The organism is Flavobacterium endophyticum (assembly GCF_003634455.1).
Lineage (GTDB): Bacteria > Bacteroidota > Bacteroidia > Flavobacteriales > Flavobacteriaceae > Flavobacterium > Flavobacterium endophyticum.
On the sequence record NZ_RBLC01000001.1, the window covers coordinates 1,881,899 to 1,897,382 of the forward strand.

At 37.3% G+C, this 15,484-nt stretch carries 15 protein-coding genes; 7 read left to right on the forward strand and 8 right to left on the reverse strand.

Features of this window, described 5'->3' with window-relative positions; genetic code table 11:
- Positions 1 to 5: 5 nt before the first annotated feature.
- From CLV94_RS08490 to CLV94_RS08500, 3 genes are all read right to left on the reverse strand, one after another.
- On the reverse strand, positions 6 to 815 hold the full coding sequence (locus tag CLV94_RS08490) for an undecaprenyl-diphosphate phosphatase (protein WP_121375968.1): 810 nt from the start codon (positions 813 to 815) through the stop codon (positions 6 to 8).
- A 61-nt stretch (positions 816 to 876) separates the two neighbouring features.
- On the reverse strand, positions 877 to 1,125 hold the full coding sequence (locus CLV94_RS08495; protein ID WP_121375969.1) for a DUF3098 domain-containing protein: 249 nt from the start codon (positions 1,123 to 1,125) through the stop codon (positions 877 to 879).
- Between the two features lie 51 nt (positions 1,126 to 1,176).
- Positions 1,177 to 2,052 (reverse strand): cell division protein FtsX, encoded by an 876-nt coding sequence (locus CLV94_RS08500; RefSeq protein ID WP_121375970.1) that lies wholly within the window; start codon positions 2,050 to 2,052, stop codon positions 1,177 to 1,179.
- Between the two features lie 239 nt (positions 2,053 to 2,291).
- Here CLV94_RS08500 and leuS point away from each other — a divergent pair, with 239 nt between their 5' ends.
- Both leuS and CLV94_RS08510 read left to right on the forward strand, forming a co-directional pair.
- The gene (gene leuS / locus CLV94_RS08505; RefSeq protein ID WP_121375971.1) at positions 2,292 to 5,156 is read left to right on the forward strand and encodes a leucine--tRNA ligase; all 2,865 of its coding nucleotides are present in this window, start codon (positions 2,292 to 2,294) and stop codon (positions 5,154 to 5,156) included.
- Positions 5,157 to 5,256: 100 nt separating this feature from the next.
- The gene (locus CLV94_RS08510; protein ID WP_121375972.1) at positions 5,257 to 5,955 is read left to right on the forward strand and encodes a zinc metallopeptidase; all 699 of its coding nucleotides are present in this window, start codon (positions 5,257 to 5,259) and stop codon (positions 5,953 to 5,955) included.
- A 174-nt stretch (positions 5,956 to 6,129) separates the two neighbouring features.
- Here CLV94_RS08510 and CLV94_RS08515 read toward each other — a convergent pair whose 3' ends face one another.
- Both CLV94_RS08515 and CLV94_RS08520 read right to left on the reverse strand, forming a co-directional pair.
- A complete protein-coding gene (locus CLV94_RS08515) occupies positions 6,130 to 6,600 on the reverse strand; it encodes an Lrp/AsnC family transcriptional regulator (RefSeq protein WP_121375973.1) in 471 nt (156 codons plus the stop codon).
- 118 nt (positions 6,601 to 6,718) lie between these two features.
- The gene (locus CLV94_RS08520; RefSeq protein ID WP_121375974.1) at positions 6,719 to 8,089 is read right to left on the reverse strand and encodes a saccharopine dehydrogenase family protein; all 1,371 of its coding nucleotides are present in this window, start codon (positions 8,087 to 8,089) and stop codon (positions 6,719 to 6,721) included.
- A gap of 123 nt (positions 8,090 to 8,212) precedes the next feature.
- Here CLV94_RS08520 and CLV94_RS08525 point away from each other — a divergent pair, with 123 nt between their 5' ends.
- A complete protein-coding gene (locus CLV94_RS08525) occupies positions 8,213 to 8,599 on the forward strand; it encodes a DUF423 domain-containing protein (protein ID WP_121375975.1) in 387 nt (128 codons plus the stop codon).
- Positions 8,600 to 8,677: 78 nt separating this feature from the next.
- A complete protein-coding gene (gene pckA / locus CLV94_RS08530; protein WP_121375976.1) occupies positions 8,678 to 10,306 on the forward strand; it encodes a phosphoenolpyruvate carboxykinase (ATP) in 1,629 nt (542 codons plus the stop codon).
- Between the two features lie 68 nt (positions 10,307 to 10,374).
- On the opposite strand, the gene CLV94_RS08535 is transcribed toward pckA, so the two are convergent.
- The gene (locus CLV94_RS08535; protein ID WP_121376268.1) at positions 10,375 to 11,133 is read right to left on the reverse strand and encodes a uroporphyrinogen-III synthase; all 759 of its coding nucleotides are present in this window, start codon (positions 11,131 to 11,133) and stop codon (positions 10,375 to 10,377) included.
- A gap of 20 nt (positions 11,134 to 11,153) precedes the next feature.
- Complete coding sequence (locus tag CLV94_RS08540; protein ID WP_121375977.1) at positions 11,154 to 11,819, reverse strand: DUF4271 domain-containing protein; 666 nt, start codon at positions 11,817 to 11,819, stop codon at positions 11,154 to 11,156.
- A gap of 149 nt (positions 11,820 to 11,968) precedes the next feature.
- On the opposite strand from CLV94_RS08540, the gene CLV94_RS08545 reads away from it, so the two are divergent.
- From CLV94_RS08545 to CLV94_RS08555, 3 genes are read left to right on the forward strand one after another with little or no spacing between them, the layout of a single operon-like run.
- The gene (locus CLV94_RS08545) at positions 11,969 to 12,694 is read left to right on the forward strand and encodes a polyprenol monophosphomannose synthase (protein ID WP_121375978.1); all 726 of its coding nucleotides are present in this window, start codon (positions 11,969 to 11,971) and stop codon (positions 12,692 to 12,694) included.
- Between the two features lie 51 nt (positions 12,695 to 12,745).
- Positions 12,746 to 14,086 (forward strand): dihydroorotase, encoded by a 1,341-nt coding sequence (locus CLV94_RS08550; RefSeq protein WP_121375979.1) that lies wholly within the window; start codon positions 12,746 to 12,748, stop codon positions 14,084 to 14,086.
- 9 nt (positions 14,087 to 14,095) lie between these two features.
- The gene (locus CLV94_RS08555; protein ID WP_121375980.1) at positions 14,096 to 14,470 is read left to right on the forward strand and encodes a DUF4296 domain-containing protein; all 375 of its coding nucleotides are present in this window, start codon (positions 14,096 to 14,098) and stop codon (positions 14,468 to 14,470) included.
- Here CLV94_RS08555 and CLV94_RS08560 read toward each other — a convergent pair.
- Positions 14,463 to 15,455, reverse strand: a complete 993-nt coding sequence (locus tag CLV94_RS08560; RefSeq protein ID WP_121375981.1) for an NAD-dependent epimerase/dehydratase family protein — start codon at positions 15,453 to 15,455, stop codon at positions 14,463 to 14,465. The two genes, CLV94_RS08555 and CLV94_RS08560, sit on opposite strands and share 8 nt — an antisense overlap.
- Between the last annotated feature and the right edge of the window lie 29 nt (positions 15,456 to 15,484).

Genomic DNA, 15,484 nt, shown 5'->3' on the forward strand with positions numbered 1-15,484 from the left:
CTAAATTATTTTATGTAGATGAAATAAATCAAGAGTAAGGCTCCAGCAATAATTCTGTAATAGCCCCAAGGCTTGAAACCGTATTTTTTAATGACTCCGATAAAGAATTTGATGGCAATAATCGAAACAATAAAAGCTACGATATTTCCGATTGCAAATAACTTTAGGTTGTCTCCAGATTGCATCAATAATTCATATCCTTTTAATCCTGAAACTTTATAAGTTTTCAAAAACACAGAATAGCAAGTTACGGCTAGCATGGTCGGAACGGCTAAAAAGAAAGAAAACTCAGCAGCAGTCTGACGTGTCAAGCCTTGCTGCATTCCGCCAATAATTGAAGCGGCAGAACGGCTTGTTCCTGGCATCATGGCCAGACATTGCCAAAAACCGATAGTTACTGCTTTTTTGATAGAGATATCCTCTTCATGTGCAATAGTGGGGTTTTTGAAATAATTGTCAATAAATAATAAGATAAAACCGCCGATGATGAGCACAATTGCAATCGGAATCGGATCGCCCAATACGGCATCAATATAATCGTCAAACAGATAGCCTAATATTAAGGCCGGAACTACGGCTAAAGCTAATTTGATGTAAAAATTGAACTTGCTGAAGTTGAAAAACTTTCTCCAATATAAAGCTACTACAGCCAAGATAGCTCCGAACTGAATCGAAACCTGAAATAATTTTGTAAAATCATCTTCTTGAATTCCAAAATAAGAACTCGTAAAAATCATATGTCCTGTAGAAGAAACGGGCAGATATTCTGTTAAGCCTTCGACGATGGCTATTAAGATTGCTTCAATTAAATCCATTTATTTTTTTAGATTGTTTTGTTTGTTGAGAAAGTCATGCAAAAGGCAAAACAAGCCCAATCTATTTTTTAGGATTTTTTAGAATAGCATAAATCGTAATCCCAAAACCAATCAAAACGGTTGTTGGAGCTAAGCGAATTCTTCTGAAATCAAAAATTTTATCGCTAAAAACAGCAGGATTATCTGTTCCGCCACCAGACATCAAGATAAAGCCAAGCGCAATAACCCCAATTCCAATCAATAAGAATTTATAATTTACCTTGTCAAAAAGGAATTCGTTTTTTTGTGTATTCGTTTCTTTAGTACTCATAATTTCAAGTCAAAAGTTAATATTCTAAAATCTTAAATCAAAAATCCAAGATTAATAAAGATCGTCTGTGCGCAAATTCAAAAATCGTTGCGTCGCAAAAAATGTGCTGAACCAAGTAATCAAGATTCCCACAATCAAAACGCCGATCAATACTAGACCAATCATCAACTGATCTCGCATGATTCCCAGATTTGGGAAATTAGTATCTACATAATACAATACGCCCATTAAAGCGAAAATTGCCAAAAGAGAACCTATAACGCCTAGCTTGATACTTCTCCAGATAAATGGCTTTCTGATAAATGATTTTGTTGCGCCAACCATCTGCATCGTCTTGATGATAAAACGGTTCGAATAAATCGACAGGCGCATAGAACTGTTGATTAGCAAAACCGCTACCAAGGCCAAAAATCCGCTGGCAATTAAAATCCAGAAACTGATTCTTTGTATGTTGTCGTTTACTAAATTTACTAAAACTTTGTCGTAAACGATATCAGAAACCATAGGGTTTTCCATGATTTTCGTTTCGAATTTTTTGATACTGTCCGTTACGATATAATCCGCTTTTAAGTGGATGTCAAATGAATTTTCTAAAGGATTTTCGCCTAAAAAAGCCATGAAATCCTCGCCGATAATATCCGTATGTTGTTTGGCCGCTTTTTCTTTGGTTACGAAATCATATGATTTTACGAATTTCGAAGTCTTTAATTGCGTATCGAAAGCATTGATAATACTGTCGTTTGCCTCGTTTTTGAAATAAACAGACATGGCAATTTCTTCCTTGAAATCATCCGATAATTTCTTCGAATTGATTACGAATAACCCTAATATTCCCAATAAAAAAAGTACCAAGAAAACACTCAATACCACAGAAAAATAAGAAGAAATAAGTCGTCGCTTTTGAAATTTTTCGAATGATGAAGCCATAGTTTTAATTTAATGCCGTAAAAATAATAAAGAATTTCTTTAAACACAGTTTATAACGCTCAAAGTTTTGACTTTCGTACAATAAACGTAAATTTGCTTCCTCGAATTGATTTTTTTTGTATAGAACTGTCATTACGAGGAATTATCAAAATCACATTTCAACAGAAACATAAACAGCAAAAACGAGGTTCCTATTAGAAACTTTGAATCTTTGCAACTTAGAACCTTAGCAACTTAAGATGAAATACAATCCTAACGAAATTGAAGCCAGATGGCAAAAGTATTGGGCTGAAAACGGAACTTTTCATGCAGAAAATAATTCTGATAAACCAAAATATTATGTTTTGGACATGTTTCCTTATCCTTCTGGAGCCGGACTCCATGTTGGGCATCCGCTAGGCTATATCGCTTCAGATATTTACGCAAGATTTAAAAGGCACCAAGGATTTAATGTTTTGCATCCGCAGGGTTATGACAGTTTCGGACTTCCGGCAGAACAATATGCTATCCAAACCGGACAGCACCCAGATAAGACAACCAAAGAAAATATTGCTCGCTATAGGGAGCAGTTGGATAAAATCGGATTTTCGTTTGATTGGAGTCGCGAAGTAAGAACGTCAAGTCCTGATTATTACAAATGGACCCAGTGGATTTTTATCCAGCTGTTCAATTCATGGTATGATAAAGATGCGGACCAAGCACGAGATATCAAAACGCTTGTTTTAGAATTTGAAGAAAACGGAAACGCAAAAGTAAATGCTGTTTCTGATGACAATATTCCTGTTTTTTCTGCTAACGATTGGAAATCCTATTCAAAAGAAGAGCAAGAACGAATTTTATTGAAATACCGCTTGACGTTTTTGGCTGAGACCGAAGTAAACTGGTGTCCGGCATTAGGAACCGTTTTGGCAAATGACGAAATCATAAATGGCGTTTCAGAACGCGGAGGCTATCCGGTAATCCGTAAAAAAATGACGCAATGGAGCATGCGAATTTCGGCGTATGCTGAACGCTTGCTGACAGGATTGGAAACGATCGATTGGACAGAATCTTTGAAAGAAAGCCAAAGAAACTGGATCGGAAAATCGGTTGGGGCTTCTGTGACTTTCAAAGTAAAAGATTCAGAATTTGAAAGAAATGCTGTCGATTATATCTTAAGTGGCGACGAAACGAATGACCATGTTATTGAGGTTTTTACGACCCGTCCCGATACAATTTTTGGAGTGACGTTTATGACGTTGGCGCCAGAACACGATTTGGTTGCGAAAATTACGACCCCAGAACAAAAGAAAGCCGTGGACGCTTATGTGGAAGCAACTGCAAAACGCAGCGAACGTGAAAGAATGGCTGATGTAAAAACCATTTCTGGAGTTTTCACCGGAGCTTATGCAGAGCATCCATTCACCAAAGAAGCCATTCCGGTTTGGATTGGCGATTACGTTTTAGCAGGCTATGGAACTGGAGCCGTCATGGCAGTTCCTTGCGGTGACGAACGCGATTATGCTTTCGCTAAACATTTCAATATTCCGATTAAAAATATATTTGAGAACGTAGATATTTCAGAAGAAGCGTACGGCTCGAAAGACAATGTCGTGATTGATAATTCCGATTTCCTAAATGGATTGGATTACAAACAAGCGACTAAAAAAGCTATCGAAGCTTTAGAAGAATTAGGACAAGGAAAAGGAAAGACCAATTACCGTTTGCGTGATGCTGTTTTCTCCCGTCAAAGATATTGGGGAGAACCTTTCCCGGTATATTATGTGAACGGATTGCCACAGATGATAGAAACACAGCATCTGCCGATTCGTCTTCCAGAAGTAGAAAAATATTTGCCAACCGAAGACGGACAACCGCCTTTAGGAAATGCAACAGAATGGGCTTGGGATACAAAAGAATTGCGAATTACGAATTGTGAATTAATTGATAATGTGACAATTTTTCCTTTGGAATTGAATACGATGCCAGGCTGGGCAGGAAGTTCTTGGTATTGGTTGCGTTATATGGATGCGCATAACGAAGATGAATTTGTTTCTGACGAGGCTCAAAACTATTGGCAGAATGTCGATTTGTATATTGGAGGAAGCGAACATGCCACAGGACACTTGTTGTATTCTCGTTTTTGGAACAAATTTTTGAAAGATAGAGGTTTTGTCAATCAAGAAGAACCGTTCAAGAAATTGATCAATCAAGGAATGATTTTGGGGATGAGTGCTTTGGTGTACAGAGTTTCTGGAACAAACACGTATGTTTCTAAAAACATTAAAAATAATTACGAAACAGAGGAGATTCATATCGATATAAGTCTTGTAAATGCTTCGGATGAGATAAATACAGAAAAACTAAAAGGATGGCAGCCGCAGTTTCAGGATGCTGAATTTATAACTGAAAATGGAAGATTTTTTGTTGGCCGCGAGGTTGAAAAAATGTCGAAATCGAAATACAATGTTGTAAATCCAGACAATATTTGCGAAGAATACGGAGCCGATACGTTACGTCTGTACGAAATGTTTCTCGGTCCTTTAGAACAAGCCAAGCCATGGAATACAGCTGGAATCACGGGTGTATTCGGATTCTTAAAAAAACTTTGGAAATTGTATTTTGATGAAAACGGACTCATCGTAACTTCAAGCCCTGCATCGCCAGAAGCCTTGAAGACGTTGCACAAGACCATCAAAAAAGTTCAGGAAGATATCGAGAATTTCTCTTTCAATACTTCCGTGAGTTCTTTTATGATTGCCGTAAACGAATTGACTGCAATGAACTGTCACGAACGTTCTGTTTTAGAACCATTAGTTGTACTGATTTCGCCTTATGCACCGCATATTGCTGAAGAACTATGGGAAAGACTGGGCCATAAGGAAAGTATTTCAGAAGTTCCTTTTCCAAGATTCAACCCAGAATATTTGGTAGAAAGCAATAAAGAATATCCGGTTTCTTTCAACGGAAAAATGCGTTTTACGATAAATCTTCCGCTTAATCTGACAGTCCAAGAAATTGAAAAGATTGTTATGGCCGACGAAAGAACGATCAAACAATTAGATGGCAAAACTCCGAACAAAGTCATTATTGTTCCAGGAAAGATCATCAATTTGGTAGGATAATTTTAAGAAATTTTTATTACTGACAAACTTTCAGTATCTTTAAAACCTCGTCAAATTGGCGAGGTTTTTGCATTTCATTACTAAATCAAAAAACAAAAAAATGATAGGGTATTATATCTTACTAGGTGTTATCGCTTTGGTTAGCTGGGCTGTAAGTGCCAAGCTCCAAAGCAAGTTCGAATTTTATTCAAAAGTACATTTGCGCAACGGAATGAGCGGCGCTGAGATTGCAGAAAAAATGCTTCAAGATCATGGTATTTCGGGAGTCAGAGTAATTTCCACTCCAGGTCGTTTGACCGACCACTATAATCCGTCCGATAAGACGGTCAACTTGAGCGAAGCAGTATACAACCAAAGAAACGCTGCATCTGCCGCAGTTGCTGCTCACGAAGTAGGCCATGCGGTGCAACATGCTCAAGCGTATCAATGGCTGACAATGCGTTCTAAATTAGTTCCGATGGTGAATGTCGCTGCGCCAATTTCGCAATGGGTGATTATAATCGGTCTTGTTTTAGGAGCCGCCGCAGGAGTAGGAGCCGGATTTTATATTGCCGTTGCCGGTTTAGTTTTGATGTCAATTGCAACGTTATTCAGCGTCATTACGCTTCCTGTAGAATATGATGCTAGCCACCGTGCTTTGGCTTGGCTGAAAAATAAAAATATGCTAAGCCAGCAAGAATATGCCGGAGCCGAAGATTCCCTAAAATGGGCTGCAAGAACGTATCTAGTAGCAGCGTTGGGTGCTATTGCGTCTTTGCTATATTGGGCATTGCAGGTTTTTGGAGGAAGAAGAAACTAAGGGGGATTTTAGATTTCTGATTTTAGACTTAAGATTTGGAAAAAAATATAATAGTTAAAAATCCGTGTTTAAAAAGCACGGATTTTTTGTTTGCATTTTTGTCAAGTTCTGTATAGTACAACTATTTCTATCCGAAGCATTTTATCCTACCCTCAAAAATCCAAAATCAGAAATCTACAGCTGAATCTGTCTCTCAATCTGCTGATCCAGAGAAATAAAAGTTTCGGTTCTCGAAACACCTTCAATAGCTTGGATTTTAGTATTCAGCAATTGCATCAAGTGTTCGTTATCGCGGCAGATAATCTTGATGAGAATCGACCAGTTTCCTGTGGTATAATGACATTCTAAAACTTCGGGAATTTTTCTTAGTTCACGAACCGCTTCAGGATTTCGTGCGGCCTTGTCCAAATACACGCCTACAAAAGCCATCGTGCTGTAGCCTAAGACTTTTACGTTTACTACAAACTTTGAACCTGAAATTACGCCCGACTGTTCCAGCTTTCTAAGACGCTGATGAATCGCTGCACCAGAAATACCAATCTTATTAGCAATCTGAAGAATTGGCTTTCGGGCATCTTCCATTAAATCCCGAAGAATTTCTTTGTCGATACCGTCAATTTCTATTTGTAGGGAATTTATTTTCATTGGTTGCAATTTATAACTGAATTTAAACTTTCAGTTTTATTTACAAACAAATATACTGAATTTTGCTTTTCAGTTAAGCTGAAAAAAAACCTACATCTTTCGATATAGGTTTCTAATATTATCCTGCAACGTTCTTTGGATTGTAACCCATATAAGGAACCTGCTTTTCATTAAAGACGACTCCGTAGCTTTCCAATTCTTTTAAAATCGGCAGGTATACTTCTTTGTTTATCGGCAATTGCACGCCTGGCGTCTTGATATTTCCATTTAAAATCTGCAAGGTCGCCATAGCAACAGGAAGGCCGACAGTTTTGGCCATAGCAGTATACGTTTGGTCATCGCCCAAACAAACCATTGTCGAGTCAATCTGTTTTTCTTGGCCGTCTAGCTGGTAGCCAAATTTATGATACATTACGATCATATCTTTGTCATGCTCCTCAAGCGTCCAGCTTTCTGTCAATATCTTTTCAAGGATTTGAGCAGGCGTTGCATTTTTTAGCCCTACGATTTTGTTGTTATTGAATAAATCCAATTCCAATAGCTTGTCCCATTTGATATCGTCTTGATCCATTTTTAGACTCAAGCGCAATTTGATTTCTACAGAATCTGTCGGGTGATACGGCAAGAAAGAATTCGTGAATTCACGATAGGTCATCGTTTCAGAATCTTCCATCGTATAACTATCATCCGTCATCCCCAACTGCACGAACATATTCCATGCTTTCGAAAAACCAACACGACGGATGGTTCCTCTATATAAGGTCAAGGCATCATCCAGTCCATAAACACTTTTGTATTTTAAAGAATCTCGGTTGGCATAGCCTTCAAATCGGCCATAGCCTTCGACCTCCATAAATTCTGTCCTTCTGAATAACTTGTGATACGGAATGTATTTGTATGTTCCTTCTTGGATAAATTTCGCAGCACCACCTTGTCCGGCCAAGACTACATTCCTTGGATTCCAAGTAAATTTATAGTTCCAAAGATTGGTATCCGATTCTGGTGCTACCAAGCCGCCGCAAAACGATTCAAAGAGAATTATTTTGCCACCTTGTTCGCGAATTTCATCAATTACTTTCATGGCGCTCATGTGGTCGATTCCAGGATCAAGTCCTATTTCGTTCATGAACACCAAGTTGTTTTCTTTCGCTTGAGCATCGAGATTCTGCATCGCTTCGCTGACATAAGAGGCGGTGACCATATGTTTTTTATAAGTAATGCAATCTTTTGCCACTTCAATGTGCATGTAAGCAGGAAGCATCGAAATCACAATGTCTGCTTTTTGAATTTCTTCCTTTCTTTGAGTTTCGTTGAAGATATCAAAAGCAATTGCCGTCGCATTTTTATGATTCTTGGTTTTTCTTTGTGCCAATTCTAAAGAAAGGTCTCCGATAGTAAGATGCAGCTTTTCTTCTTCTGATTTGTTTAGAAGGTATTGAATTAGTGAAGAAGCAGACCTTCCGGCCCCGATTATTAGAATATGTCTCATGAAAACCGTAATTTTTAATAATAACACAAAAGTAATTATTTGTTATATTTAAAAAAACTTAAAGGCGTTTGATTATCATAAAGTTTTCAAGATGCTTAACTTTGTGCTTCAAATTAAACAACAATGGACAGAAAAATAATTTCTACTGCAGCAATTTTAGGCTTTATTGCAATTATCTTAGGTGCTTTTGGCGCCCATGCCTTGAAAAAAGTCTTAACCATTGAACAGCTTACTTCTTTTGAAACAGGTGTAAAATATCAGATATATCATGCGCTGTTTCTCTTGTTTGCCGGGAGCACAAATCTGATCTCAGAAAAAGCAAAAAAGACCCTATATTATTTAGTCGTATTTGGCGTTATACTTTTTTCGGGTTCTATTTATCTTTTAGCGACAAAAAACGTAACAAACGTGGATTTCAGCGTTATAGGATTTATAACGCCGATTGGAGGATTGCTAATGATTATGGCTTGGGGGCTTCTTTTTTTGAATATTCTTAAGAGAAAAGCATAAAGTTTTACCAAATATATCCAATCTGAAATTTAATTTTTACTTTTGCGAAATAATTAAACACAACTCAATTAGAATTCTATGGATAATTACACCCAATTTACGAAATCGATTTCGTTAGAAAAATATGGAATCAAGAATGTCGAAGAAGTGATCTATAATCCTTCTTATGAATTGCTTTATGCCGAAGAGTTAAATCCTAGTCTTATAGGATTTGAAAAAGGACAATTGACAGAGCTTGGAGCAGTGAATGTAATGACGGGTGATTTTACAGGTCGTTCTCCAAAAGATAAATATATTGTTCAAGATGATGTTACTAAAGATACGATCTGGTGGACATCAGACAAAGCGGTTAACGATAATAAGCCGATCAGCCAAAATACTTGGGAAGCTTTAAAGAAAACTACAGTCGAGCAGCTTTCAAATAAAAAATTATATGTTGTGGATGCTTTTTGCGGCGCCAACGAGAACACCAGGCTGAAAGTACGTTTTATCGTTGAGGTAGCTTGGCAGGCACATTTCGTAAAAAATATGTTCATCCGTCCGACAGAAGAAGAGCTTGAAAACTATGGAGAGCCTGATTTTGTGGTAATGAACGCATCAAAAACAGAATTTGCCGATTATAAAAATCATGGATTGAATTCTGAAGTGTATATCGCTTTCAACCTTACTGAAAAAGTCCAAATTATTGGAGGAACTTGGTATGGAGGTGAAATGAAAAAAGGACTTTTCGCGATGATGAACTATTACCTTCCGTTGCAAGGAATAGCTTCAATGCACTGTTCTGCCAATAAAGGAAAAGATGGCGATGTTGCTGTTTTCTTCGGATTGTCTGGAACAGGAAAAACGACGCTTTCTACAGATCCTAAACGCGAATTGATTGGCGATGATGAGCACGGTTGGGACAATGACGGTGTTTTCAATTTCGAAGGCGGCTGTTATGCAAAAACAATCGACTTAAGCAAAGAAAACGAGCCGGATATCTATAATGCAATCCGAAAAGATGCTTTGCTAGAAAACGTAACTGTTGATGCAGACGGCAAGATTGATTTCAAAGACGGTTCAGTGACTCAAAATACAAGAGTTTCTTATCCTATTTACCATATCGATAATATCGTAAAACCGGTTTCTAAGGCTGGCCATGCTTCAAAAGTAATTTTCTTGACTGCTGATGCGTTCGGAGTTATGCCTCCAGTTGCAAAACTTTCGCCAGAGCAAACTAAATACCATTTCCTTTCAGGATTTACTGCAAAATTAGCAGGAACTGAAAGAGGAGTAACAGAACCACAGCCTACTTTCTCAGCTTGCTTCGGTAAAGCTTTCCTTTCGCTTCATCCTACACAATATGGTGAAGAATTGGTTAAAAAGATGGAAGAGCACAACGCAACCGCTTATATCGTAAATACAGGTTGGAACGGTACTGGAAAAAGAATTTCGATTAAAAATACAAGAGCGATTATCGACAGAATCTTAGATGGTTCTTTGGAAAACGCAGCAACTACGACTTTGCCGATTTTCAATTTTGAAATCCCGACAGCTTTAGAAGGAGTAGACTCTGATATTCTTGATCCAAGAAAAACCTATTCAAACGAATCAGAATGGGAAACTAAGGCCAAAGATTTAGGAAGGCTTTTCGTAAAGAACTTTGTACAATATGCAACTAATGAAGAAGGCAAAAACCTTGTGAAAGCAGGGCCGCAAGTTGACTAATTATGATGCTATAAATAAAAAACCCTGCAATTGCAGGGTTTTTTTATGTTTAAAAAGAAACAAAAGAATTATTTTCCTTTGTCTTCTTTGTTTGCTTTTGCAATATATTTTTCCAAAGCCATTGTCATGGATGGTGCTTCAGGAGACGGAGCCATGATATCGACTCTTAATCCGTGATCTAAAGCTTCTTTTTGTGTAGTGCTCCCGAAAACAGCAATTCTAGTATTGTTTTGCTCGAAGTCAGGGAAGTTCATGAATAATGATTTGATTCCTGTCGGGCTGAAAAAAGCCAATACATCATAATACACATCTGCTAAATCAGACAAATCGCTCATTACAGTTTTGTAAAAAGTAGCCTGTGTCCAATTAACTTTCAAATTATTCAAAGTCTGCGGCGCATCAGCATTCAATTGGTCTGAAGCCGGCAAAAGGAATTTCTCGTCTTTGTACTTTTTGATCAGTGGCGATAGATCAGCAAAGTCTTTCTGGCCCACATAAATCTTACGTTTTCTGTAAACTACATATTTTTGAAGATAAAAAGCAATAGCTTCAGACTGGCAGAAATATTTTAAATCTTCTGGAATCTTATATCTCATTTCCTCAGCTACTCTGAAAAAGTGATCGATAGAATTTTTGCTAGTTAAGATGATGGCTGTAAAATTGTTCAAGTCAATTTTTTGCTGTCTCACGTCTTTTGCACTAACGCCTTCAACGTGGATAAAAGGCCTGAAATCAATTTTGACTTTGTGCTTTTGCTGCAACTCAAAATATGGAGAATTTTCTACTTTAGGCTCTGGTTGCGAAACCAAAATTGTTTTCACTTTCATAGTTGACATTTTCTTGTGTGCTACCTTTTTGTAAACCAATAATACATGAAATAATAAGGTGCTATTTCAAGTGCGCAAAGATACAAAATAAAATAAAACAACTTGCCAATAATCAAATTTTGATAAATTTTTAAAGAAAGAAGATAAGTAAGGATATTTATTAACAAAATGATAGCAATAAGAAAATATATTAATAAATCTATTGGCGTATCGTTATAAAATAAAATGACATTAATAGGAAGAATGCAAAGTCCTATATAGGTTCTGTAGCTCACTTTTTGTAAATTAAACTGCTCGTTAAATTCTTCGACATTAAAAGAAGTGGCTATTATCTTCTCTATCAGATATTTAGAAAGTATAAAAACGCTCAAAAGCGTAACGATTTGTATGTAGGTAATCCAGTCGGTTTTTGAAGCATATCCAAAATAACTAAGCATTATCTGAATAAAAAATGCAAAAGAAATCACTTGGACTACAAACAATGAAATCGTAAACCAGTTCATTAAGTTGCCGCTGTCTCTATAAATCTTGATATATTTATCGCTATAGGCCAATCTGGAAAAATCAGAAAAACGGCTTTCAAAAACACCTTTCGTTGCAGCAATAAGTACAAAGCAAAGCACAAAAAGAACGGTTGCCCAATCCTTGCTTTCCAAAATTCTCGGCTGTAAAACGATTTCTAACATGAGGCAAAATTAGTGATTTTTTATTGCTTTCATTTTTATTTTTTAAGCAGCTTGTAGGTAATAAAAATTCAAAAAGGATTCGATTATTATAATTTTATTATGAATCAGCAACCATAAAAAGTTTACTTTTGTCATGAAATTATGCAAATATGAACGACGGCATTGTTATAATTCCCACTTATAACGAAATTGAAAATATCGAGAGCATCATCAGGACTGTGTTTTCTCTGCAGAAGCCGTTTCACGTTTTGATAATTGATGACAATTCCCCAGATCATACCGCAAAAAAAGTAATAGCGCTTCAGGAAGAATATCCTGATAGGCTATTTTTGGAACAACGCAGTAAAAAATCAGGCTTAGGTACAGCCTATGTTCATGGATTCAAATGGGCTTTGGAGCGTGAATACGAATACATTTTTGAAATGGATGCCGATTTTTCGCATAATCCGCATGATTTAGAGAGGCTTTATGATTCCTGCCGTTTTGGAATCTATGATGTCGCAATCGGTTCCCGATATGTCACAGGCGTAAATGTAGTCAACTGGCCTTTGAGTCGCGTATTGCTTTCTTATTTTGCCTCGGTCTATGTTCGGATGATTACAGGAATGGAAATCCAAGATACCACTGCTGGATTTGTATGCTATAAAAAAAATGTCTTGAAAAGTATCAATCTTGATAAGATTAAATTTATCGGATATGCTTTCCAGATAGAAATGAAATACAGGGCTTACGCCAAAAAATTTAAAATTGTTGAAGTGCCAATTATTTTCACCGACCGGACGAAAGGACAGTCAAAAATGAGCAACTCTATTATCAAAGAAGCCATTTTCGGTGTAATTGTCTTAAGGATAAAGAAAATATTCAACAGTTTGTAGGTAACTTTGCTTGCTGTTCTAGCAATGCGAAAATAACAAAGAAAAGAAGAGATGAAAAGTGTTTTGATTAAGAATGCCAAAATAGTAAACGAAGGAACTATTTTTGAAGGAGACGTTTTAATTGAAAACGAATTTATTGTTGAAATTGCAGAAACGATTAGCGCAAAATCATCGTCAACAAAAATCATCAATGCCGAAGGGAGCTACTTGATTCCAGGTGCTATTGACGATCAAGTGCATTTTCGCGAACCAGGCTTGACGCATAAAGGAGATATCGCTTCAGAATCACGTGCGGCTGTTGCTGGAGGAATTACGTCTTTTATAGAGATGCCGAATACCAATCCTCAATCCACTACGATTGAATTGCTGGAGGAAAAATTTAAGATCGCTTCTGAAAAATCGGTGGCAAATTATTCTTTTATGTTTGGTGGCACTAACGACAATCTGGAAGAAATTCTGAAAGTAAACCCAAAAACTGTTGCTGGACTGAAATTGTTTTTAGGTTCTTCAACTGGAAACATGCTGGTTGACAATGAAGAAGTTTTAGAAAAAATATTCGCGAGTACGCCATTGCTGATTGCAGTGCATTGCGAAGATGAGGAAACCATCAAAAACAATCTGGCTAAATATAAGGAAGAATATGGAGACGATATTCCGATGAAATTCCATCATCTGATCCGAAGCGAAGAAGCGTGTTATATTTCCTCGTCAAAAGCAATCGAATTGGCGAAGAAGACTGGTGCACGCCTGCACGTTTTCCATCTTTCGACAGCAAAAGAAATGAAGCTGTTTACGAATAAGATTCCTTTAGAAGAAAAGAAAATTACTGCCGAAGCTTGTATCCATCATTTGTGGTTTACTAATGAAGATTATGATAAAAAAGGTACATTGATCAAATGGAATCCCGCTGTCAAAACCCAAGCAGATAAAGATGCGCTTTGGGAAGCTTTGCTCGATGACAGGATTGATGTGATTGCTACTGACCATGCGCCACATACGTTAGAAGAAAAGAAAAATCCATATACTTCTGCGCCATCAGGAGGACCGCTAGTACAGCATGCTGTTGTGGCTATGTTCGAGGCCTTCCATCAAGGAAAGATTTCTGTTGAGAAAATCGTTGAAAAAATGGCCCATAATCCAGCCAAGATTTTCAAGATTGAAAAGCGAGGCTTTATCAAAGAAGGGTATTATGCCGATTTGGCTATTGTCAATGCTGGATTGCCTTGGAGCGTGAAAAAAGAAAATATTCTTTACAAATGCGGTTGGTCGCCTTTCGAAGGATTTACCTTTAAATCAAGGATAACGCATACCTTTGTGAACGGCGAATTGGTTTATAATAATTTCAAGGTAAAAGATGTTCGTGCTGGAATGCGTTTGGAATTTGATCGTTAAAAGAAGATTATGAAAAAATATTTTTTAGTACTGACTTTGGTGTTCCTCGCGGCATGTAAAAAAGAAGCTGTTGAAAAACCAGAAAATCTTATCCCTAGAGATAAGATGAAAGATATTATCTATGATCTTTCCTTGCTTCAAGCTATAAAAGGCGTCAATCAAGCTGTTTTAGATTCAAACCAGATTGATGCGACTACCTATGTCTACAAAAAATATAAAGTCGATAGCCTTCAGTTTGCCAAAAGCGATCAGTACTATGCCATTGAAAATGTAAAGAATTACAAGAAAATGTATGAAGAGATCAATGATAGGGTCAGAAAAGAAAAGACTCATGCCGATAGTTTGCTTGCCAAAGAAAATGTAACTAAAGAGCTTCCTAAATAGTATCGGAAATCTTCAAGATATACTTACCAATGTCCTCAAATTCAAAATTGAGGGCATTTTTTATTTTAGAATTATCAAATTGAGATTGCGTATGCAATGCAATGGCAGTAGCCTTAGATAATTGTCTTTTCCTAAAAAAAAGCGTAGCAATCAGCCAGTCTACACGCCATGCTAGTCCAGTAACCCATGGTTTTAAATAGACCGATGGCTTTTTCTTGCCCAATGATGTGGCAATAAGATCTGATAAATCGTGATAGGTAATGCTTTTCGTGACTAAAACGAAGCGTTCTTTTTGAATAGGGCTTTTCATCAAGCCGTACATCGACCTAGCCACGTCTTCAGCTGTTACAAATCCAGTAGCGCCTTCTGTATAATAGTTAAGTCCCTTTTTTATTCTATGGAAAATTTCACTGCTGCCGCTATTCCAAAATCCTGGGCCAAGAATGACTCCCGGATTTACGATAACTACGCTCAGGCCTTCTTGCTGACCTCTCCAGACTTCCATTTCGGCTCCGAATTTTGAGATTGCATAATCGCTGCGTGATATTTCCGGATTCCATTCGGTTTCTTCCGTGATAATGGTTTCATGCTCCTGCAGATCTCCGAGCGCAGCAATAGAGCTGACATGGCAGAGTTTTTTTACTTGTTTTGCCAAGCAAAAGTTGACGATGTTCGCTGTGCCTTCAATGTTTGTCTTTCGCATCTGTTCCTCATCATCAGGGGCGAAAGAAATAAATGCGGCACAATGATAAACATAGTCTATAGTTTCAAATGCCCTTTCTAGAGAAGGAATATCGGTTATGTCGCCTTTTGCCCAATTTATTTTCTCGAAAAGAGAAGACTGCTTTTTCCATTCAAAAAAAGACTTCGTATTTTGGATGTTTTCTTTATTCCGATATAAGGCGCGAACTTCTTCTCCATTTTCAAGGAGATGAAGCACTAGGTGTGAACCTACTAATCCGGTAGCGCCTGTTACTAAAACCATAAATGCAAATATAAGGAGATTGTCCGATT

Coding starts and splice junctions, on each gene's coding strand:
- CLV94_RS08495 (WP_121375969.1), bottom strand. CDS start 1,125: ATGAGTACTAAAGAAACGAATACACAAAAAAACGAATTCCTTTTTGAC.
- CLV94_RS08540 (WP_121375977.1), bottom strand. CDS start 11,819: ATGTTAGAAATCGTTTTACAGCCGAGAATTTTGGAAAGCAAGGATTGG.
- CLV94_RS08560 (WP_121375981.1), bottom strand. CDS start 15,455: ATGGTTTTAGTAACAGGCGCTACCGGATTAGTAGGTTCACACCTAGTG.
- CLV94_RS08535 (WP_121376268.1), bottom strand. CDS start 11,133: ATGAAAGTGAAAACAATTTTGGTTTCGCAACCAGAGCCTAAAGTAGAA.
- CLV94_RS08550 (WP_121375979.1), top strand. CDS start 12,746: ATGAAAAGTGTTTTGATTAAGAATGCCAAAATAGTAAACGAAGGAACT.
- CLV94_RS08545 (WP_121375978.1), top strand. CDS start 11,969: ATGAACGACGGCATTGTTATAATTCCCACTTATAACGAAATTGAAAAT.
- CLV94_RS08490 (WP_121375968.1), bottom strand. CDS start 815: ATGGATTTAATTGAAGCAATCTTAATAGCCATCGTCGAAGGCTTAACA.
- CLV94_RS08555 (WP_121375980.1), top strand. CDS start 14,096: ATGAAAAAATATTTTTTAGTACTGACTTTGGTGTTCCTCGCGGCATGT.
- CLV94_RS08510 (WP_121375972.1), top strand. CDS start 5,257: ATGATAGGGTATTATATCTTACTAGGTGTTATCGCTTTGGTTAGCTGG.
- pckA (WP_121375976.1), top strand. CDS start 8,678: ATGGATAATTACACCCAATTTACGAAATCGATTTCGTTAGAAAAATAT.
- CLV94_RS08525 (WP_121375975.1), top strand. CDS start 8,213: ATGGACAGAAAAATAATTTCTACTGCAGCAATTTTAGGCTTTATTGCA.
- leuS (WP_121375971.1), top strand. CDS start 2,292: ATGAAATACAATCCTAACGAAATTGAAGCCAGATGGCAAAAGTATTGG.
- CLV94_RS08500 (WP_121375970.1), bottom strand. CDS start 2,052: ATGGCTTCATCATTCGAAAAATTTCAAAAGCGACGACTTATTTCTTCT.
- CLV94_RS08515 (WP_121375973.1), bottom strand. CDS start 6,600: ATGAAAATAAATTCCCTACAAATAGAAATTGACGGTATCGACAAAGAA.
- CLV94_RS08520 (WP_121375974.1), bottom strand. CDS start 8,089: ATGAGACATATTCTAATAATCGGGGCCGGAAGGTCTGCTTCTTCACTA.